The sequence below is a fragment of the Methylobacterium nonmethylotrophicum genome, from assembly GCF_004745635.1.
Taxonomy (GTDB): domain Bacteria; phylum Pseudomonadota; class Alphaproteobacteria; order Rhizobiales; family Beijerinckiaceae; genus Methylobacterium; species Methylobacterium nonmethylotrophicum.
Window position 1 is genome coordinate 331,590 of the sequence record NZ_SRLB01000006.1, and the last position, 19,796, is coordinate 351,385.

Consider the following 19,796-nt stretch of genomic DNA (forward strand, 5'->3'; position numbering starts at 1 on the left):
GCGACCACGGCGTCAGCGCGGGCTCGCGGCCCGTCCGGAGTGAGACCAGCCAGATGAGACCCGCCGCGCTCGCCAGCCTCGGCCTGATCGGATTCCTCGCTGTCGCGACTCAAGCGGTGGCACAGGCCCAGCCGGCCCCCGCGTCTCCGGCGACCAAGCCCGAGCCGGCCGCGGCCCAAGGGGCGCCCCCGGCCCAAGGCGCGCCCGCGGCGGCCCGGCCGGATGGCAGGCCCGCGGACGGGCGCGCGGCGCCCGCGGACGGGCGCGCGGCGCCCGCGGACGGGCGCGCGGCGCCCGCGGACGGGCGGGCGCCCGAGGCGAGGCCGGCCGCGCCGGAACGCGCCGCGACGCCGCGCCGCCGCCGCCCGACCTACGCCGCCTGCAACCGCGCCTCGCAGCGGCGCAGCCTCAAGGGCGGCGCACGCCGCCGCTTCCTGATCCGCTGCCGCCTGGGTTATGAGCGGATCCAGCCGGGTCAGCCGGCCCGCGCCACCAAGCCCTGAGGGACCGGCCGGGCCCCACGCCCCGCGCGGAACGAGGCGGCCCTGACCCGTGATCCTGCACCGATGATCCTGATCGTCTTCGACGTCGACGGCACCCTCGTCGACAGCCAGCACATGATCGTGGCGGCGCAAGCCGAGGCCTTCGCGGCGGTCGGGCTGCCGGCGCCGACGCGGGAGCGCTCCCTGTCGGTGGTCGGGCTGTCGCTGCCGCAGGCCTTCACCGCCCTCGTCGGCGCCGACGGGCCGGTCGCCGCCCTGTCGGAGGCCTACAAGCAGGCCTTCAGCCGCCTGCGCATGCGGGCCGAGATCCGCGAGGCGCTGTTTCCGGGCGCCGCCGGGCTGCTGGCGCGGCTCAACCGCGAGCCGGCCGTGCAGCTCGGCATCGCCACCGGCAAGTCCCGCCGCGGCGTCGACCACCTGATCGCCGTGCATGGCTGGGAGGGCTGGTTCGCCACCGTGCAGACCGCCGACGACGCCCCCTCGAAGCCCCATCCGGCGATGCTCGAGCAGGCGATGGCCGAGACCGGGATCGCGCCCGCCGCGACCGTGATGATCGGCGACTCGACCTACGACATGGCGATGGCGCGCGGCGCCCGCGTCACCGCCCTCGGGGTCGCCTGGGGCTACCATACCCCCGAGGCCCTGCGGGCCGCCGGGGCGCAGGCCGTGGTGGAGAGCTTCGCTGCCCTGGAGGCCGCCCTGAGCGAGCGGATCGCGGCAGCCTGAGCGCGCCTCGCAACCGCCGGGACCGAACCCTATCTCTTCGTCCATGACGAAGCCGACGACCAACGACGTGACCCGCGACTGGCTCGGGGACCCGGAGGCTCAGCCCGACCCGGTCCGCGCCGCCCGCCACTCCGCCAAGCCCGCGCTGCCGAAGCGATTCTACACGGCGGCCGGCGTCGCGCCGGCCGAGGACGGCTACCGCCTCGTCCTCGACGGCCGCCCGGCCCACACTCCCGCCCGCCGCCGCCTCGCGGTGCCGCAGGCGGCCCTCGCCGAGGCGCTGGCCGAGGAATGGAGCGCCCAGGCCGAGTTCATCGATCCCGCGCGCATGCCGCTCACCCGCCTCGTCAACTCGGCCCTCGACGGGGTGGCGGAGCGGCGGGAGGCGGTGGTGGACGACCTTGCGGCCTATGCGGGGTCCGACCTCGTCGTCTACCGGGCCGGGGACCCGGCGCGCCTGGTGGCGGCGCAGGGCGCGGCCTGGGACCCGGTTCTGGCCTGGGCACACGAGGTTCTGGGGGCCCGGTTCATGCTGAGCGAGGGGGTGATGCACGTCACCCAGCCTGAGGCGTCGCTCCAGGCGGTGCGCCGGGCAGTCGAGGCGGTAGAGAGCCCGATCGCGCTCGCGGCCCTGCACTCGATGACGACGCTGACCGGCTCGGTCCTGATCGCGCTCGCCGTCCTGCACGGCCGGCTGACGCCGCAGGAGGCCTGGGCGGCGGCCCATGTCGACGAGACCTTCCAGGCCGAGGTGTGGGGCCGGGACGCGGAGGCCGAGGCGCGTCTCGCCGGCCGGCGCACCGAGTTCGAGGCGGCGGCGCGCGTCGCCTCGCTCAGCGCCTGAGCGACCGGAGCCTGCCGCCCCGGCCATGCCGCTTGGCTTCCGCGCGCCTATTTCCGCAGCGTGCCGGTGGCGATGTCGGCCATCGGGTCGATCATCTGCGGCACCGACGGGGTGAAGGCCACGAGACCGCTCGTCTCGACGGCGCGGATGTCGACCTCGGCGCCCGGCGCCATGCGGGGCAGGGCGGCGAAGAGCGGCAGTCCGGCCGGCACGCTCTCGGAGAAGCCCGGCACGTCGACGGGCGTGATGCCGGCCTGATCGAGGGTGGTGCCCCCGGCGCGGGCGGCGGCGGAGCCGGCCAGGACGAGGCCGGCCGCGATGACGGTCTTGACAAGCATCTCCGGGTCTCCGGTGCGTGGATTATCGGGGCAACGCAACTCTCGCCAAGACAACGCACGAACCTCGGCCGCGGTTCTCGCAAAAAGCTTATCCGGCGACCCGCCAGCCCTGGTCCGGCACGGACGCGACGGCCGGCAGCTGGTGGAAGAGGTGGAAGCCGCAGGTCTCGGCGCCGTGCTCGGCCACCGCGGCCGAGAAGCCGGGCGGCGCCTCGGACGGGGCGCTGATGCTGCCGGCGTAGCTCCAGGCCTCGCCGGTGATGAAGGCCGGCACCGGAAAGTCGTTCGGCACCGCGCAGACCAGCTCCGGCTCCGCGCGCCGGCGAAACAGGTTGTAGGTCGGCCACCGCCGCACCGTGCGCGGCCGCGCGCGTGTGGTTCCAGAGCCCACGCTGCTCGCAATCATGAGCGGTCTCCCCCCGGTTCCGGCCCGCTGCATCTTGAGGCCGATGCATATCCGTCGAGCCCGGAACCGCTGATCACATTCGATAAGTTTTCGTTGTTTTCTGGGCAATACTGCCTGTACGGCCGAGCCTTGACTAAGCCATTGCGGCGGAAGGCGCAACCGCCTACCCCTTTCGGCCAAGCCTAGTGGCCTACGCGTCCGGTCTTTGCGAATTCCGAATTTCCGCGAATTCCAAATTTTTGAAGATGGGCCCAAGTTTTTTCAATTTTCCTTCTGGACTCCGCGCCCGCATAGTCGCGCCGACGCGGCGGGCCGGCGGCACGGGCGGCGATGAACGACGCGGTGACCTTTGGGGCATTGCGTCCGTCACACACCCATGACGACACTCGTCGGCCGCCTCCTCGCACGGCCGACACGACCGAGCGCGCCGATTTTCAGGAAGCGGACGACGGAAACCGTCCGAACACGAGAGGCTGGAGGACACCATGGCAGGATCGAGACGCCCGGGCCGCAACTTCCTGTTCGTTCCGGGCCCGACCAACGTGCCGGAGCGGGTCCAGCGCGCGATGATCGTGCCGATGGAAGACCACCGCTCGTCCTCCTTTCCCGAGCTGACACGGCCACTGTTCGAGGACACGAAGGCGATCTTCAAGTCCCGCGAGGGTCAGATCTTCCTGTTCCCGTCGAGCGGCACCGGCGCCTGGGAGGCGGCGCTCACCAACACGCTCTCCCCCGGCGACCGGGTCCTGGCGCCGCGCTTCGGCCAGTTCAGCACCCTGTGGATCGACCTCGCCCAGCGGGTCGGCCTCGACGTCGTGATCCAGGACGAGGAATGGGGCGCCGGCGCCGATCCGGCGCGGATCGAGGAGGCCCTGCGGGCCGACCGCGAGCACCGGATCAAGGCGGTGCTGGTGGTCCACAACGAGACCGCCACCGGCGTCACCTCGGATATCGGCGCGGTGCGGCGGGCGATCGACGCGGCGGGCCATCCGGCGATGCTCTACGTCGACGGCGTCTCGTCGATCGGCAGCATCGACTTCCGCGCCGACGAATGGGGCGTCGACTGCGCCATCACCGGCTCGCAGAAGGGGCTGATGCTGCCGGCGGGCCTCGGCATCGTCTGCGCCAGCAGGCGCGCGCTCGAGGCCGCCAAGACCGCCGAGTGCCGGCGCGCCTATTTCGACTTCGCCGACCAGACCAAGGCCAACGCCACCGGCTACTTCCCCTACACCCCGCCGCTGCCGCTGCTCTACGGCCTGCGCGAGGCCCTGCGCTGCCTGTCGGAGGAGGGGCTGGAGCAGGTCGTCGCCCGCCACCGGCGGCTGGCCGACGGCGCCCGCGCGGCGGTGCGGGCCTGGGGCCTGACGCTCTGCGCGAAGGATCCGAAGTGGCATTCCGATACGGTGAGCGCCGTGATGGTGCCGGAGGGGATCAACGGCGCCGAGGTGATCGACATCGCCTATCGCCGCTACGACCTCGCCCTCGGGGCCGGCCTGTCGAAGGTCGCCGGCAAGCTCTTCCGCATCGGCCATCTCGGCGACCTCAACGAGCTGATGCTGCTCGGCGCGCTCTCCGGCTGCGAGATGGCGATGCGGGATGCCGGCATCCGGATCGAGCCGGGAAGCGGCGTCGCGGCGGCGCAGGAGCAGTTCCGGAAGGGACGGGAGGGTTAGGCGTTTCTCCCTCCCCGGGCGATTCCGGGCAAGCCCGGGATCGCCCGGGGAGGGGAGTGCGCTCTATCCGTGAAACCGGCTGCCCCGCCCCGGCCCGCCATGCCATTCTGACGCGCCACGCCCCGCTCCCGCGCCGGAGCGATGATTCGGAAGCCCGCCGGAGACCGACATGTCCCACCGCATCGTCTTCCTCGACCGCGAAACTTTGGACGCCACCTTGCGGCGCCCGGATTTCCCGCACGATTACGTCGAGCACCCGGTGACGGCGCCGGGCGAGATCGTCGCGCGGCTCCAGGGCGCCGACATCGCGATCATCAACAAGGTGCCGATGCGGGAAGACACCCTGGCGCAGCTGCCGGACCTCAAGCTGATCGCGGTCGCGGCGACCGGCACCGACGTGGTCGACAAGGCGGCGGCCAAGGCGCGCGGCATCACGGTCGTCAACGTCCGCAACTACGCCTTCAACACCGTGCCGGAGCACGTGATCGGGCTGATCTTCGCGTTGCGCCGGGCGATCGTTCCCTATGCCAACTCGGTCCGGCGCGGCGACTGGGGGCGGGCTCGGCATTTCTGCTACTTCGACTACCCGATCCGGGACGTCGCCGGCTCGACCCTCGGCATCGTCGGCTACGGGGCGCTCGGCAAGTCGATCGGCCAGCGGGCCGAGGCGCTCGGCATGCGGGTGCTGGCCTACGACGTGATGCCCCAGCCCGGCCTCGTCGACCTCGACACGATCATCCGCGAGAGCGACGTCATCACCCTTCATGCGCCTCTGACCCCGGAGACCCGCAACATGATCGGGCGGGACGAGCTGTCCCGGATGAAGCGCGACGCGATCCTCATCAACACCGCCCGCGGCGGCCTCGTGGACGAGGCGGCGCTCGCCGAGGCCCTGACCGCGGGCACGATCGGAGGCGCGGGCTTCGACGTTCTCACCAGCGAGCCGCCGCGGGACGACAACCCGCTGCTCGCCCTCGACCTGCCGAACCTGATCATCACCCCCCACGTCGCCTGGGCGAGCAGGCAGGCCATGCAGATCCTGGCCGACCAGCTCGTCGACAACATCGAGGCCTTCGTGGCCGGCCGGCCGCAGAACGTGGTGGAGTAGGACGGGCGGGAGAGCTAACCCGCTTCCGATCCGCAAGAATGGATGCCCCGCGCGGGCGTGACGGCCCCGCGGCGGAAAGGATGATGATGAAGAAACTCCTGTTCCAGTTCGACACCGACCCGATGCCGAGCGTGTTCGACGTGGTGGTGGGTTATGACGGCGGCGCCGACGTGATCACCGGCTACCCGAACGTCACGCCCGACAACGTCGGGGCGCTCGTCGACGGCACGATCTACACCCGCGGCGGCGCGGAGAAGAAGTCGACCGCGATCTTCGTCGGCGGCGGCAGCATGGCGGCCGGCGAGGCGGTGTTCAAGGCGGTGCGCAAGCGCTTCTTCGGCCCGTTCCGCGTCTCGTGCATGCTCGATTCCAACGGCTCGAACACCACCGCGGCGGCGGGCGTCGCCCTCGTCGCCAAGGCGGCGGGCTCGCTCGAGGGCAAGCGCGCCCTGGTGCTCGCCGGCACCGGCCCGGTCGGCATGCGCTCGGCGGCCCTGCTCGCGAAGGAGGGCGCCAGCGTGACCCTCGCCGGCCGCCAGCTCGGCAAGGCGCAGGAAGCCGCAAAAGCCATCGAGGCCCGCTTCAAGGTCGCGATCCGGGCGATCGAGACCCCGGACGCCGAATCCCGCGGCGCGGCCCTGGCCGAGGCCGAGGTCGCCTTCGCGGCCGGCGCCATCGGGCTCGAACTCGCCTCCGAGGCGCAGTGGACCGGTGCGCACGCGTTGCGCTTCATCGCCGACTACAACGCCCAGCCGCCGCTCGGCTTTGCCGGCATCGAGGCCACCGACAAGGGCAAGGAGCGCCATGGCCGGACCGTGTTCGGGGCGCTCGGCATCGGCGGGCTGAAGCTCAAGCTGCACCGGGCCTGCATCGCGAAACTGTTCGAGAGCACCGAGCTGGTCCTCGACGCGGAAGAGATCTACGCGCTCGCGAAAGAGATGGCGTGATGGCGCAAGATTCTGCTTCCGAGGACACGATCCCGGGCTTCCTCGACGCGCTGGCGAGCGAACGGCCGACCCCCGGCGGGGGCGGCGCGGCGGCGATCTCCGGCGCCATGGGGGCGGCCCTGGTCTCGATGGTCTGCAACCTCACCATCGGCAAGAAGAAGTACGCCGAGGTCGAGGCCGAGATGATCGCGACCCGCGACCGCGCGGAGACCTTGCGGGCCCGGCTCACCGGCATGATCGCCGAGGACGTGACCGCGTTCGACGCGGTGATGGGCGCCTACGGGTTGCCGAAGGCGAGCGACGACGAGAAGGCGGCCCGCGCGGCCGCCATCCAGGACGCCCTGCGGCTCGCCACCGACGTGCCGCTCGCCTGCGCCCAGGCCTGCCGGGCGGTGATCGACCTCTGCGAGGGGGTGGCCGAGCGCGGCAACCCCAACGTGGTGAGCGATGCCGGCGTCGCGGTGCTGGCGGCCCAGGCCGGCCTGCGCAGCGCGGCGCTCAACGTCTACGTGAACGCCAAGGCGATCGAGGACCGGGGCTTCGCGGAAGAGCGCCTCGCCGATCTCGCCCGGGCCCTCGACGGCGCCGACGCCCTGACCGAGCGGGTCTATGGCCTGGTGAAGTCGAAGCTGACCTAAGTGTCATAAATCGCCCGGTCGGCCGATCGGGCGAGACGGTCATCGCAACAACGCACCGAGCTTTTCAGCCGGGCGCGAGGAGGTCCCTCGCGCCCGGAACGGGAGGCCTTTGCCCGAACGACAGGAGGACGCCATGGACGTGCACGAGTACCAGGCCAAGGAACTGCTCGCGAGCTTCGGCGTGCCGATCCCGAAGGGCGCCGTGGCCTTCAGCCCCGACCAGGCGGTCTACGCCGCCACCGAGCTGGGCGGCGGGCACTGGGCGGTGAAGGCGCAGATCCATGCCGGCGCCCGCGGCAAGGCCGGCGGCATCCGGCTGTGCCGGACCACCCACGAGGTCCGGGACGCTGCCAAGGACCTGCTCGGCCGGCGCCTCGTCACGCACCAGACCGGCCCGGAGGGCAAGCCGGTGCAGCGGGTCTATGTCGAGACCGCCGATCCGTTCGAGCGCGAGCTCTATCTCGGCATCGTCCTCGACCGGAAGGTCGAGCGGGTGCGCGTCGTCGCCTCGAAGGCCGGCGGCATGGACATCGAGGAGATTGCCGCGACCGATCCCGACGCGCTGCTGCAGGTGGTGGTCGAGCCGGCGGTCGGCTTGCAGCCCTTCGAGGCGCGCGAGCTCGCCTTCCAGCTCGGCCTGTCGCCCAAGCAGGTCGGCGCCGCCGTGAAGACGATCCTGAGCGCCTACCGGGCGTTCCGTGATTGCGACGCCACGATGCTGGAGATCAACCCGCTCGTCGTGACCCGGGACGACCGGGTCCTGGCGTTGGATGCCAAGATGTCGTTCGACGACAACGCGCTCTTCCGGCGCCGCACGATTGCCGACATGCACGACCCCTCGCAGAGCGACCCGCGCGAGGCCCAGGCCGCCGAGCACAACCTGAACTACATCGGCCTCGAGGGCGAGATCGGCTGCATCGTCAACGGCGCCGGCCTCGCCATGGCGACCATGGACATGATCAAGCACGCGGGCGGCGAGCCGGCGAACTTCCTCGACGTCGGCGGCGGCGCCTCGCCCCAGCGCGTCGCGACGGCCTTCCGCCTCGTCCTCTCCGACCCGAACGTGAAGGCGATCCTCGTCAACATCTTCGCGGGCATCAACCGCTGCGACTGGATCGCCGAGGGCGTCGTCCAGGCGGCCCGGGAGGTGCGGCTCGGCGTGCCCCTCGTGGTCCGGCTGGCCGGCACCAACGTCGAGGCCGGCAAGGCGATCCTGGAGAAGAGCGGCCTCGACCTCATCACCGCCGACACCCTGACCGAGGCGGCCGAGAAGGCCGTCGCGGCCGTCCGCACCACCCATTGAGGAGGACGCCCGATGAGCATCCTGATCGACGAGACGACCCGGATCCTGGTCCAGGGCATCACCGGGGACAAGGGCAGCTTCCACGCCCGCGAGATGATCGAGTACGGCAGCAAAGTCGTGGCCGGCGTCACCCCCGGCAAGGGCGGGCGCACCGAGCACGGCGTGCCGGTCTTCGACACGGTCCGCCAGGCGGTGCGCGAGACGGGGGCGGAGGCCAGCATCACCTTCGTGGCCCCGCCCTTCGCGGCGGACGCCATCATGGAGGCGGCGGATGCCGGCATCCGGCTGATCTGCTCGATCACCGACGGCATCCCGGCCCAGGACATGATGCGGGTCAAGCGCTACCTGCGGCGCTACCCGAGGGAGCGCCGCCCGATGGTGGTCGGGCCGAACTGCGCCGGCATCATCTCGCCCGGCAAGGCGATGCTCGGCATCATGCCGGGCCACATCTACCTGAAGGGCAATGTCGGGGTGATTTCCCGCTCCGGGACGCTCGGCTACGAGGCCGCCGCCCAGATGAAGGCGGTGGGCCTCGGCATCTCGACCTCGGTCGGCATCGGCGGCGACCCGATCAACGGCTCGTCCTTCCTCGACCACCTCGCCCTGTTCGAGGAGGACCCGGACACCGCCGCGGTGCTGATGATCGGCGAGATCGGCGGCCCCCAGGAGGCCGAGGCCTCGGCCTGGATCCGGGAGAACATGAGAAAGCCCGTGGTCGGCTTCGTGGCCGGGCTCACCGCCCCGAAGGGCCGCAAGATGGGGCACGCCGGCGCGATCATCTCGGCCGCCGGCGACAGCGCCGCCGAGAAGGCCGAGATCATGCGCTCCTACGGCCTCACCGTCGCGCCGAGCCCGGGCGCCTTCGGCACCACCATGGCGAAGGTGATGGCGGGGCGCCGGAAGGCGGCGTGACAGGCAACCCGTGAAGCGCTGCCTCCCCTCTCCCACACGGGAGAGGGGAGGCAGCGCATACCCCCAAAGACCCTCCCTCGCCCCAACCGGGGAGACCCCGATGACCCACATCCCGACCCCCGACACGCCCTTCGTCCCGCCGGTGATCACCGGCACCGACGACCGGGCTGCCCTCGACGTGCTCTTCCGCTCCTTGGTCGATGTCTGCCGGCGCCACCAGCCGGAGCTGGAGGCGGTGCTGCAAGGGCAGGCGGACCTTGCCGGGATGTCGCCGGAGCTGACCGCGCGGGCGCTGCAGGTCCAGGGCATCTGGTTCCAGCTGATCGCCATCGCCGAGCAGAACACCGCCATGCGCCGGCGCCGCCACGTCGAGCGCACGGAGGGGCGCGACCACCTGAAGAACTCCTTCAGCGCGGTCCTCGCCCGGGCCGCCGCGCGGGGCGTGCCGCCCGAGACGGTGCACCAGCTCCTCGGGTCGCTGCGGGTGCGCCCGACCCTGACGGCGCATCCGACCGAGGCCAAGCGCGTCACGGTGCTGGAGAAGTTCCGGCGCATCTACCTGATCCTGAAGGAGCTGGAGATGCCGCGCTGGACCGAGCGCGAGCGCCACGCCCTGATGGACGACCTGCGCGACCAGATCGAGCTGGTCTGGATGACCGGCGAACTGCATCTCGAGAAGCCGACCGTCGATCGGGAGGTGGCCTGGGGGCTGCACTTCTTCGACGAGACGCTGTTCGAGATGCTGCCCGAGACCCTGGTCTCGCTCGAGGAGGCTCTGCGCAGCGCCTATCCGGGGGCCCGGACCGCCGAGGTGCCGGCCTTCTTCCAGTTCGGCTCCTGGATCGGCGGCGACCGCGACGGCAATCCCTTCGTCACCGCCGAGGTCACCCGGCGCACGCTGCGGCGCAACGCGCTCGCGAGCCTTCGGCGCTACCGCGACGGCCTCACCGGCCTCGGCCGCACCCTGTCGATCAGCGAGCGCGCCCTGCCGGTGCCGGACGAGTTCCGGGCCGCCCTCGCCCGCCAGCTCGCCCTTCAGCCGGACGGCGATGCCATCGCGCGGCGCAACCCGGGCGAGCCCTACCGGCAGTTCCTGACCTGCCTGCGGCGGCGCCTCGACGCGACGATCGCCGGGCTCGCGGAGGAGCCTGCCGGGGATGCGGCGTGCCCGGGCTACGCCGATGCCGACGACCTGATCGAGGACCTGCGCAGCCTGGAGCGCGGCCTCGCCGAGGCCGGGTGCCCGCCGCTCGCCGGGAACATGGTGCGGCCGGTGCGCCGGATGGTCGAGATCTTCCGCTTCTCGACCGTGCGGCTCGACATCCGCGAGAACACCACCCGCACCACCCGGGCGCTCCAGGCCCTTTGGCGCCGCGAGCAGGGGGGAGAGCCGCCGGACGTCGACGCCCCGGCCTGGACGGACTGGCTGGAGACCGAGCTCGCCCGTCCGCTCGACGGCCTGCCCGACCTCGCGGACCTGCCGGAGGAGGCGCAGGAGACGCTTCGAACGTTCCGGCTGGTGGCGGAGATGCGCGGCAGCCTCGACCGCGAGGCCTTCGGGGCCTTCGTGCTGTCGATGACCCATTCGGTGCCCGACATCCTGGGCATCTACCTCCTGGCGAAGACGGCCGGGGTCTTCCTCGACGCGGCCGGCGTCGAGGTCTGCCCGCTGCCGATCGTGCCGCTGTTCGAGACCATCGACGACCTGCGCGCCGCGCCCGCGATCATGCGGGCGCTGCTGCGGATCCCGGTGGTGCGCCGCTCCGCCCGCCGCCAGGGCGGGGTGCAGGAGGTGATGATCGGCTACTCGGATTCGAACAAGGACGGCGGCTTCGTCGCGGCGAACTGGGAGCTGGCGAAGGCGCAGCGTCTTCTGACCCAGGTCGGCGAGGAGGCCGGGATCGGCATCGCGTTCTTCCACGGCCGCGGCGGCTCGGTCAGCCGGGGCGGGGCGCCCACCGCCCGGGCCATCGCCGCCCAGCCGCCGGGCTCGATCCGGGGCCGCTTCCGCACCACCGAGCAGGGCGAGGTGGTGTCGTTCAAGTACGCCAACCGGGGCACCGCCGCCTACCAGATGGAGCTCCTCGCCTCGGCGGTGCTCGACCACGCCCTCGACGACGATGCTCCGGCGGCGAACCCCGAAATCGACGACGTGATGGAGGCGCTCTCCGGTGCCTCGCGGGCGGCCTATGCCCGGCTCCTCACGCACCCGGACCTCGTGACCTATTTCGGCGCCGCGAGCCCGCTCGACGAGATCGCGCTTCTCAACATCGGTTCGCGGCCGGCCCGCCGCTTCGGCGCCCGCAGCCTGGCCGACCTCCGGGCGATCCCTTGGGTGTTCGCCTGGAGCCAGAACCGGCACGGCATCACCGGCTGGTACGGGGTCGGCAGCGGCCTCCGGAGCCTCCTCGACGTGCGGGGCGAGGCCGGCCGGGCATTGCTGCGCCGAATGTTCGCAGAGTCGCGCCTCTTTCGCCTGATCATGGACGAGGTGGAGAAGACCCTGCTCACCGTCGACCTCGACCTCGCCCGCGCCTTCGCGGCGCTCTGTCCCGACGAGGACGCGCGGGAGGCGATCTTCGGGATGATCGAGGCGGAGTACCGCCTGACCTGCGCGATGGCGCTGGAGGTCAGCGGCGCGCCGACCCTCGCCGAGCGCTTCCCGCTCTATCGCGGCCGGCTCACCGAGCGGCTGCCGGTGCTCAACCAGGTCAGCCGCGAGCAGGTCGACCTCCTGCGCCGCTTCAGGGCCGAGACCGACGAGGCCAGGCGCGAGACCCTGAAATCCGCCCTGCTCCTGTCGATCAACTGCGTCGCGACCGGGTTCGGGGCGACGGGGTGAGGCGGCACCCGATCCGTTGCCGGATGAGGCGCCATCTTCTCCTCTCCCCGCGGGCGGGGAGAGGGCCGTGTTCCCGTCCAGGGAACGCGGCAAGCGGAGGCGAGGCCCGAGCGAGGGTGAGGGGGTGCTTCCGAAGGAGCCTCATCCGGAGACACCCCCTCACCTTCGCGGCGAACCTGCGGTTCGCAGCTCGCCGCATCTCCTGAACGGAGACGCAGCCCTCTCCCCGCCCGCGGGGAGAGGGGAAAACCCGCGCCTTTTCTTTTTCCGGACACCTTCGCGCAGGCGAGGTGGAGAAATTCCGCCTTCTGCTACGCTGCCCAACCGTCCCTTGCGGAATGCCAGGCAACCACACCGAGGAACCCCGATGAGCTTCACCCTCGTCCAGCAGGCCACGCCCCGCCTGCACCGCTCCGAGCTGGCGGTGCCGGGCTCGAACCCGACCTTCATGGAGAAGTCGGCGAAATCCGCCGCCGACGTGATCTTCCTCGACCTCGAGGACGCGGTCGCGCCCGACGACAAGGAGCAGGCGCGGAAAAACATCGTCCAGGCCCTCAACGAGATCGACTGGGGGACGAAGACGATGATGATCCGCATCAACGGGCTCGACACCCACTACATGTACCGCGACGTGATCGACATCGTGGAGGCCTGCCCGCGCCTCGACATGATCCTGATCCCGAAGGTCGGCGTGCCGGCGGACGTCTACGCGATCGACGTGCTGGTGAGCCAGATCGAGCAGGCGAAGCGCCGCGAGAAGCGGATCGGCTTCGAGGTGCTGATCGAGACGGCGCTGGGCATGGCCAATGTCGAGGCGATCGCCCAGTCCTCGAAGCGGCTCGAGGCGATGTCGTTCGGCGTCGCCGACTACGCGGCCTCGTTGCGCGCCCGCTCGACCGTGATCGGCGGCGTCAACCCGGATTATTCCGTCCTGACCGACAAGGACGAGGCGGGCGGGCGCCAGACCCATTGGCAGGATCCGTGGCTGTTTGCCCAGAACCGGATGCTTGTCGCCTGCCGGGCCTATGGCCTGCGCCCGATCGACGGGCCGTTCGGCGACTTCTCCGATCCGGACGGCTACCGCTCCGCGGCGCGCCGCTGCGCGGCGCTCGGCTTCGAGGGCAAGTGGGCGATCCACCCCTCGCAGATCGATCTCGCGAACGAGGTCTTCACCCCGAGCGAGGCGGAGGTGACCAAGGCCCGGCGCATCCTCGCGGCGATGGAGGAGGCGGCCAAGGCCGGGCGCGGCGCCGTCTCGCTCGACGGGCGGCTCATCGACATCGCGTCGATCCGCATGGCCGAGGCGCTGATCGGCAAGGCCGACGCGATGGCGCGGGCCTGACGAGACCGTCGGAAGACCGGACCGGAACGATGGCGGGACGGCGCGACGCCGTCCCGGGCTCGCGAATGCCAGGCTTGCTCGCCGCGCAGAAACGACGCACGGGCCTCGCATACTGCAGAAACAGTCGACTGTCATACGTCTGATGGATGCCGGTCCGCGCGGCCGTCCCCGAGGGTCCATCGATCTTGCCCTCGGGCTTGTCGCGGCCCGGCTCCGGACTTGTGGAAGCGCGCGACCGATGAGATCAGATCAGGGCGTCGGCCCCGAGAACAGCGCTGGCCCGAAGACGCGCCGGCGCGGTGGATGGCTGCTGGCCCTCGTGGTCCTGGCAGGGGCCGGCGGCGCCTATGCGTGGCAGCACCGCCCGCACGCGGAGGCTCCGAAACCCGCCGCGCGGGCCCCCGCCCCGGTGCCGGTCACCTTCGCGCAGGTCGAGCAGGGGCCGTTCGGCGTGGTGCTCGGCAGCCTCGGCACGGTGCAGGCCTACAACACCGTGCAGGTGCGCAGCCGGGTCGACGGCGAGATCCTGAAGATCGGCTTTCGCGAAGGCCAGGTGGTGAAGAAGGGGGACCTTCTCGCCCAGGTCGACCCGCGACAGTACCAGGCCGCCCTCGACCAGGCGAGGGCGAAGAAGACCCAGGACGAGGCCAACCTGAAGAACGCCAAGGCCGACCTCGAGCGCTACACCAAGCTCGGCGACTACGCCTCGCGCCAGCAGACCGAGACGCAAGGGGCGCAGGTGAGCCAGCTCACCGCCCAGGTCGCCTCCGACCAGGCGGCGATCGACAACGCGACGGCGCAGCTCTCCTACGCGACGATCCAGGCGCCGATCGACGGCGTCACGGGCTTCCGCCAGATCGATGTCGGCAACATCGTCAACGCGGCGCAGCAGACCGCGATCGTCACCATCACCCAGGTCGAGCCGATCTTCGTCGTCTACACCGCGCCCGAGGAGCAGCTGCGCGAGGTGACGAAGGCGCTCGCCGCAGGCCCGGTGCCGGTCGAGGCCTGGAGCACCGACGGCCTGACGAAGCTCTCCGACGGGCGCCTCGACCTCGTCAACAACCAGGTCGACACCGCCACCGGCACGGTGCGGCTCAAGGCCTCCTTCGCCAACAAGGACCACGCCCTGTGGCCGGGCCTGTCGGTCTCGACCCGGATGCGCACCGGCACGATCCCCGATGCCGTCACGGTGCCGGACGACGCGGTGCAGCACGGGCCGAAGGGGCTCTACGCCTTCGTGGTCGACGACCAGAAGCGTGCCCGCATGCAGGCGGTCATGGTCGGGCGCTCCACCGATGGGCGCACCCAGGTGCTCAAGGGCCTGACGCCGGGCCAGACCGTGATCTGGCGCGGCCAGTCGCGGGTGCAGGAGGGCGCGCTCGTCGGCGAGTCGAAGCCCGCGGGCCAGGAGGCGCGACAACAAGAGGCGCACCCGCAGGAAGCCCGGCAGGCGGGCAACGCCGCCCTGGCGCAGAGCGAGGCGCGCTGACATGCAGTTCGGTTCCGGGCAGGAGAGCGCGCGCAGCGGCGTCTCCGGCTACTTCATCCGATTCCCGATCGCGACCTCGCTCATCATGGCGGGGATCCTGTTCATCGGCATCGTGGCCTACCCGCTGCTCGGCGTGGCGCCGCTGCCGCAGGTCGACTTCCCGACGATCCAGGTGACGGCGCAGCTGCCCGGCGGCAGCCCCGAGACCATGGCGTCCTCGGTGGCCCAGCCGCTGGAGCGGCAATTCGCCCAGATCCCCGGCGTCAGCCAGATGACCTCGACGAGCGCGCTCGGCATCTCGTCGATCACGGTGCAGTTCGACCTCAACCGCAACATCGACGCGGCGGCGAACGACATCCAGGCGGCGATCAACGCCGCCGGCGGGCAGCTCCCGAAAACCCTGCCGAGCCCGCCGACCTACCGCAAGGTGAACCCGGCCGACTCGCCGATCCTGCTGCTCTCGGCCACCTCCGACACCCTGCCGCTGATCGAGGTCGACGACGCTGCCGACGTGCAGCTGGCGCAGCGGATCAGCCAGGTCTCGGGCGTCGGCCAGGTGCTGATCGGCGGGCAGCAGAAGCCGGCGGTGCGCATCCAGATCGATCCGGCGAAGCTCGTCGCCAAGGACCTGTCGCTGGAGGACGTCCGCACCCAGCTCTCGCTCACCACGGTCAACAACCCGAAGGGCAATTTCGACGGCGCGACCCGCAGCTACACGGTCTACGCCAACGACCAGCTGACCGCCTCGAAGGACTGGAACGACGTCATCATCGCCTACCGCAACGGCGCGCCCCTGCGCGTGCGCGACATCGGCCAGGCGGTGGCGGGGCCGGAGGACGCCAAGCAGGCGGCCTGGGCGAACGGCCAGCGCGGCGTGTTCCTGGTCATCTTCAAGCAGCCCGGCGCCAACGTCATCGAGACGGTCGACCGCATCAAGGCCGAACTGCCCCGCATCACCGCGGCGCTCCCGGCCGGCATCGTGGTGAAGACGCTCAGCGACCGGACCCAGACCATCCGCGCCTCGGTCGAGGACGTGCAGTTCACGCTGCTCATCACCATCGCCCTCGTGGTGGCGGTGATCTTCGTGTTCCTGCGCTCGGTCTGGGCCACCATCATCCCGAGCGTGACGGTGCCGCTGGCCCTGCTCGGCGCCTGCGCCCTGATGTGGCTTGCCGGCTACACCCTCGACAACCTGTCGCTGATGGCGCTCACCATCGCGGTCGGCTTCGTCGTCGACGACGCGATCGTGGTGCTGGAGAACATCGCCCGCTACGTCGAGGAGGGGATGAAGCCGATGCAGGCGGCGCTCAAGGGCGCCGGCGAGATCGGCTTCACCATCGTGTCGATCTCGGTCTCGCTGATCGCGGTGCTGATCCCGCTGCTGCTCATGGGCGGCATCATCGGCCGGCTCTTCCGCGAGTTCGCGGTCGTGCTCTCGATGACGATCGGCGTCTCGGCCTTCGTGTCGCTGTCGCTGACCCCGATGATGGCCTCGCGCTTCCTGAAGGAGCACAAGGCCGAGCATCACGGGAAGCTCTACCGCTGGAGCGAGCGCGTCTTCGACGGGATGCTGCACGCCTACGAGTCCGCCCTCGACGTGGCGCTCCGCCACCACGTCATCACCTTCCTGACCTTTCTGGGCACGGTGGCGCTCACCGGCTACCTGTTCGTGATCATCCCGAAGGGCTTCTTCCCGCAGCAGGATACGGGCCTGATCATCGGCATCACCGAGGGCGGGCAGGACATCTCGTTCTCGGCCATGGAGGATCGCCAGCGCGCGGTCGGCCAGGTGATCCAGGCCGACCCGGACGTGGCGAGCGTCGCGATGTCGATCGGCGGCAACGGCCAGGCGCTCAATTCCGGCCGGATGTTCATCACGCTCAAGCCGAGGGACCACCGCGAGGCCGACGCGTTCCAGATCATCAACCGGCTGCGGCCGAAGCTCGACCGGCTTGAGGGCGTAAAAGTCTTCCTCCAAGCCTCGCAGGACGTGCGCACCGGCGGGCGCTCCTCGCGCACGCAGTTCGAGTACACGCTGCAGGACCCGAACCTCGACGAGCTCAACACCTGGTCGCCGCGGCTCCTCGAGAAGCTGAGGACCCTGCCGGAGCTGCGCGACGTCGCCACCGACCAGCAGACCAGCGGCACGACGCTCACCCTGTCGATCAACCGCGACGCCGCCTCGCGCTTCGGCATCACGCCGCAGCTCATCGACGACACGCTCTACGACGCGATCGGCCAGCGCCAGGTGGCGCAGTACTTCACGCAGCTCAACAGCTACCACGTCGTGATGGAGATCCTGCCCTCGCTCCAGGGCAATCCGGACAGCTTGCGCAACATCTACGTGAAGTCGCCGACGACGGGCGGCCAGGTGCCGCTCGCCGCCTTCGCGACCTGGACCACCGAGCCGGTGCGCCCGCTCTCGATCAGCCACCAGGGCCAGTTCCCGTCGGTGACGATCAGCTTCAACCTCGCCCCGAACGTGGCGCTCGGCCAGGCGACCGACGCGATCGACAAGGCCGCCAAGGAACTCGGCGTGCCGCCGACCCTGGCGACGGGCTTCCAGGGCACCGCCCAGGCGTTCCAGCAATCGCTCTCGACGGTGCCGCTCCTGATCGCCGCCGCGCTCGTGGTGGTCTACCTGATCCTCGGCATCCTCTACGAGAGCTACATCCACCCGCTGACCATCCTGTCGACCCTGCCCTCGGCCGGCGTCGGCGCGCTGGCGATGCTGCTGCTGTTCGGCTACGACTTCAGCCTGATCGCGCTCATCGGCATCATCCTGCTGATCGGCATCGTGAAGAAGAACGGCATCATGCTGGTCGACTTCGCGATCGTGGCCGAGCGCCACGAGGGGATCGGCCCCGAGGAGGCGATCCGCCGCGCCGCCCTGCTGCGCTTTCGTCCGATCCTGATGACCACGATGGCGGCGCTCCTCGGCGGCATCCCGCTGATGTTCGGCACCGGCACCGGCTCGGAGATCCGCCAGCCGCTGGGCTACGCCATGGTGGGCGGCCTCGCGGTGAGCCAGGTGCTGACGCTGTTCACCACGCCGGTGATCTACATCTATCTCGACAAGCTCTCGGCCTTCCTGTCCGGGCGCTCGCACCGGCCGGACGCGCAGGACGAGACGCCGGAGGACGAGGCGCCGCCGCAGATGCGCGAGGCGGCGGAGTAGGGCGGGCCGTCACGGCGTGCAGGCGCGCCTCAGGGCGGCCCGGGCGAGGAGCCGGGTCGAATCGAGGGTGGGAAGGGGCGAGGTGTCGTCGTCGAGGAGCAGCGGCAACTCGGTGCAGCCCAGGATGACGGCGTCGCATCCCGCCGCGGCCATCCGGGTGATGACGCCCTGGCCATAGGCCAGTGCCTCCGGCGTGACGATGCCGCGCACCAGCTCGTCCATGATGATGCGGCCGATCTCGTCCCGCTCCGCGTCGCTCGGCCGGTAATGTTCGAGCCCGCGCGCCGCCAGGGCCTTGGGATAGACATCGCCGGCAACGAGCCAGCGCGTGCCGGTGACGCCGAGCCGCCGGTAACCGCGCCGCTCGGCCTCCTCGGCCACGACCTCGGCGATGGAAACCCAGGGCAGCGGCGAGCGCGGCAGGACCCACGGCATCGCCTGGTGGATGGTGTTGTCCGGGCAGATCAGGAAGGTGGCGCCGGCGGCGGCGAGCTTTTCCGCGGAGGACAGCATCAGCGCGGCAACACCCGCCCAATCCCCGGCCTCCAGGCAAACGACGTACTCCGCCAGCGAATGGCCGTGCAGCGCCACATCGGGATGCCCGTGCGGACCGAACGCGGCCTCGCCCTCGGCGCAGATCGTGCGGTAGCACAGGGCCGCCCCCTCCGCCGAGCAGGCGACGATGCCGATCGGGTGCGACGTGATCCGGTGAGGCATGGCTCAGGTCTCCGAGGAGCCGTGGCCGGAGAGCCGCGGCCAGCGGAGGATGGCCTCCGGTGTCGCGCCTGTCAGCTCACGCGGCCTCGATGAAGTCGCGCAGGATCGCGAAGGCGCGCTCCGGCGCGTCGCCGAAGACGCCGTGGCCGCACTCCGCGAAACGCTCCAACCGCACGTGGTCGGGGGGCAGGGCGGCCGCGAGCGCTTCGCTGAAGGCCATCGGCATGATCGGGTCACGGTCGCCCGCCATGACGAGGACGGGGCAGCGCAGGCGCGCGAGCGTCGACCGGAAATCCATCCGCCCCTGCTCGTTGGCGGGGCCGTTGAAGTGCAGGGCGGTGTCGTGGCGAATCAGCACGCGCCGCAGCGCGTCCGGGTCCGGCGGCGTCCGACGGCAGAGCGGCACGCAGGCGCGGAAGTACTCCGCCCGCCGCTCGGCGGTCGGCGCCATCCAGTAGGCCTCGGCGATCCGCGCGGCCTCCGGTCCGCCGAGCCGCAAGAACGCCTCGACGATCGCCGGAAACTCGACCTTGGCCGCCGTGCTGACCAGGACGAGCTTGCCGGGATGATCCGGATGGCGCGTCGCATAGGCCTGCGCGACATAGCCGCCCCACGACACGCCGAGCACGATCGGCCGCACGAGGCCCAGGGCGTCGCACAGGCCCTTCACGTCGTCGCCCCACTGGTCCAAGCGTCCAGGCGGAGCGGTCGCCGTCCTCGCTGCGACCGTTGCCACGATGATCGTCGTAGATCACCTGCGCCAGGTCGGTGAGCTGGGTGAAGAGGGGCTTGAAGGCGCTGTGGTCGAAGCCCGGGCCACCATGCAG

The 19,796-nt window shown here is 71.1% G+C and carries 17 protein-coding genes; 13 read left to right on the forward strand and 4 right to left on the reverse strand.

Going from position 1 to position 19,796, the window contains the following annotated elements:
* Positions 1-53 precede the first annotated feature (53 nt).
* The 3 genes from EU555_RS10380 to EU555_RS10390 all read left to right on the forward strand — a co-directional run bounded on the left by EU555_RS10380 (position 54) and on the right by EU555_RS10390 (position 2,073).
* Positions 54-503 (forward strand): hypothetical protein, encoded by a 450-nt coding sequence (locus EU555_RS10380; RefSeq protein WP_245524228.1) that lies wholly within the window; start codon positions 54-56, stop codon positions 501-503.
* 63 nt (positions 504-566) lie between these two features.
* Positions 567-1,229 (forward strand): HAD-IA family hydrolase, encoded by a 663-nt coding sequence (locus EU555_RS10385; RefSeq protein ID WP_135414566.1) that lies wholly within the window; start codon positions 567-569, stop codon positions 1,227-1,229.
* 43 nt (positions 1,230-1,272) lie between these two features.
* Positions 1,273-2,073, forward strand: a complete 801-nt coding sequence (locus EU555_RS10390; RefSeq protein ID WP_135414567.1) for an ATP12 family chaperone protein — start codon at positions 1,273-1,275, stop codon at positions 2,071-2,073.
* Positions 2,074-2,120: 47 nt separating this feature from the next.
* On the opposite strand, the gene EU555_RS10395 is transcribed toward EU555_RS10390, so the two are convergent.
* Positions 2,121-2,411 (reverse strand): hypothetical protein, encoded by a 291-nt coding sequence (locus EU555_RS10395; protein WP_135414568.1) that lies wholly within the window; start codon positions 2,409-2,411, stop codon positions 2,121-2,123.
* Between the two features lie 88 nt (positions 2,412-2,499).
* On the reverse strand, positions 2,500-2,817 hold the full coding sequence (locus EU555_RS10400; protein ID WP_135414569.1) for a hypothetical protein: 318 nt from the start codon (positions 2,815-2,817) through the stop codon (positions 2,500-2,502).
* Positions 2,818-3,302: 485 nt separating this feature from the next.
* Here EU555_RS10400 and EU555_RS10405 point away from each other — a divergent pair, with 485 nt between their 5' ends.
* The 10 genes from EU555_RS10405 to EU555_RS10450 all read left to right on the forward strand — a co-directional run bounded on the left by EU555_RS10405 (position 3,303) and on the right by EU555_RS10450 (position 18,252).
* Positions 3,303-4,490 carry an aminotransferase class V-fold PLP-dependent enzyme gene (locus EU555_RS10405; RefSeq protein WP_135414570.1) on the forward strand — a complete coding sequence of 396 codons (1,188 nt, stop codon included), beginning with the start codon at positions 3,303-3,305 and terminating at the stop codon, positions 4,488-4,490.
* A gap of 169 nt (positions 4,491-4,659) precedes the next feature.
* Positions 4,660-5,598, forward strand: a complete 939-nt coding sequence (locus EU555_RS10410) for a D-2-hydroxyacid dehydrogenase (RefSeq protein ID WP_135414571.1) — start codon at positions 4,660-4,662, stop codon at positions 5,596-5,598.
* 83 nt (positions 5,599-5,681) lie between these two features.
* Positions 5,682-6,545: an NADP-dependent methylenetetrahydromethanopterin/methylenetetrahydrofolate dehydrogenase gene (locus EU555_RS10415; RefSeq protein ID WP_135414633.1), complete on the forward strand. Its 864-nt coding sequence runs from the start codon at positions 5,682-5,684 to the stop codon at positions 6,543-6,545.
* A complete protein-coding gene (gene fchA / locus EU555_RS10420; RefSeq protein ID WP_135414572.1) occupies positions 6,545-7,183 on the forward strand; it encodes a methenyltetrahydrofolate cyclohydrolase in 639 nt (212 codons plus the stop codon). The genes EU555_RS10415 and fchA overlap by 1 nt, the downstream gene beginning before the upstream one ends.
* A gap of 133 nt (positions 7,184-7,316) precedes the next feature.
* Entirely contained in the window at positions 7,317-8,486 is a 1,170-nt protein-coding gene (locus tag EU555_RS10425; protein ID WP_135414573.1) for a malate--CoA ligase subunit beta, read from the forward strand.
* Positions 8,487-8,498: 12 nt separating this feature from the next.
* Positions 8,499-9,398, forward strand: a complete 900-nt coding sequence (sucD, locus tag EU555_RS10430; RefSeq protein ID WP_135414574.1) for a succinate--CoA ligase subunit alpha — start codon at positions 8,499-8,501, stop codon at positions 9,396-9,398.
* 100 nt (positions 9,399-9,498) lie between these two features.
* On the forward strand, positions 9,499-12,240 hold the full coding sequence (locus tag EU555_RS10435; protein ID WP_135414575.1) for a phosphoenolpyruvate carboxylase: 2,742 nt from the start codon (positions 9,499-9,501) through the stop codon (positions 12,238-12,240).
* Between the two features lie 367 nt (positions 12,241-12,607).
* Positions 12,608-13,582, forward strand: a complete 975-nt coding sequence (locus tag EU555_RS10440) for an HpcH/HpaI aldolase/citrate lyase family protein (RefSeq protein ID WP_135414576.1) — start codon at positions 12,608-12,610, stop codon at positions 13,580-13,582.
* Positions 13,583-13,820: 238 nt separating this feature from the next.
* Entirely contained in the window at positions 13,821-15,074 is a 1,254-nt protein-coding gene (locus tag EU555_RS10445; RefSeq protein WP_135414577.1) for an efflux RND transporter periplasmic adaptor subunit, read from the forward strand.
* A 1-nt stretch (position 15,075) separates the two neighbouring features.
* Positions 15,076-18,252: a multidrug efflux RND transporter permease subunit gene (locus tag EU555_RS10450; protein ID WP_135414578.1), complete on the forward strand. Its 3,177-nt coding sequence runs from the start codon at positions 15,076-15,078 to the stop codon at positions 18,250-18,252.
* Between the two features lie 9 nt (positions 18,253-18,261).
* On the opposite strand, the gene EU555_RS10455 is transcribed toward EU555_RS10450, so the two are convergent.
* Both EU555_RS10455 and EU555_RS10460 read right to left on the reverse strand, forming a co-directional pair.
* A complete protein-coding gene (locus EU555_RS10455; RefSeq protein WP_245524229.1) occupies positions 18,262-18,969 on the reverse strand; it encodes an aspartate/glutamate racemase family protein in 708 nt (235 codons plus the stop codon).
* 76 nt (positions 18,970-19,045) lie between these two features.
* The gene (locus tag EU555_RS10460) at positions 19,046-19,660 is read right to left on the reverse strand and encodes an alpha/beta fold hydrolase (RefSeq protein ID WP_205820862.1); all 615 of its coding nucleotides are present in this window, start codon (positions 19,658-19,660) and stop codon (positions 19,046-19,048) included.
* Between the last annotated feature and the right edge of the window lie 136 nt (positions 19,661-19,796).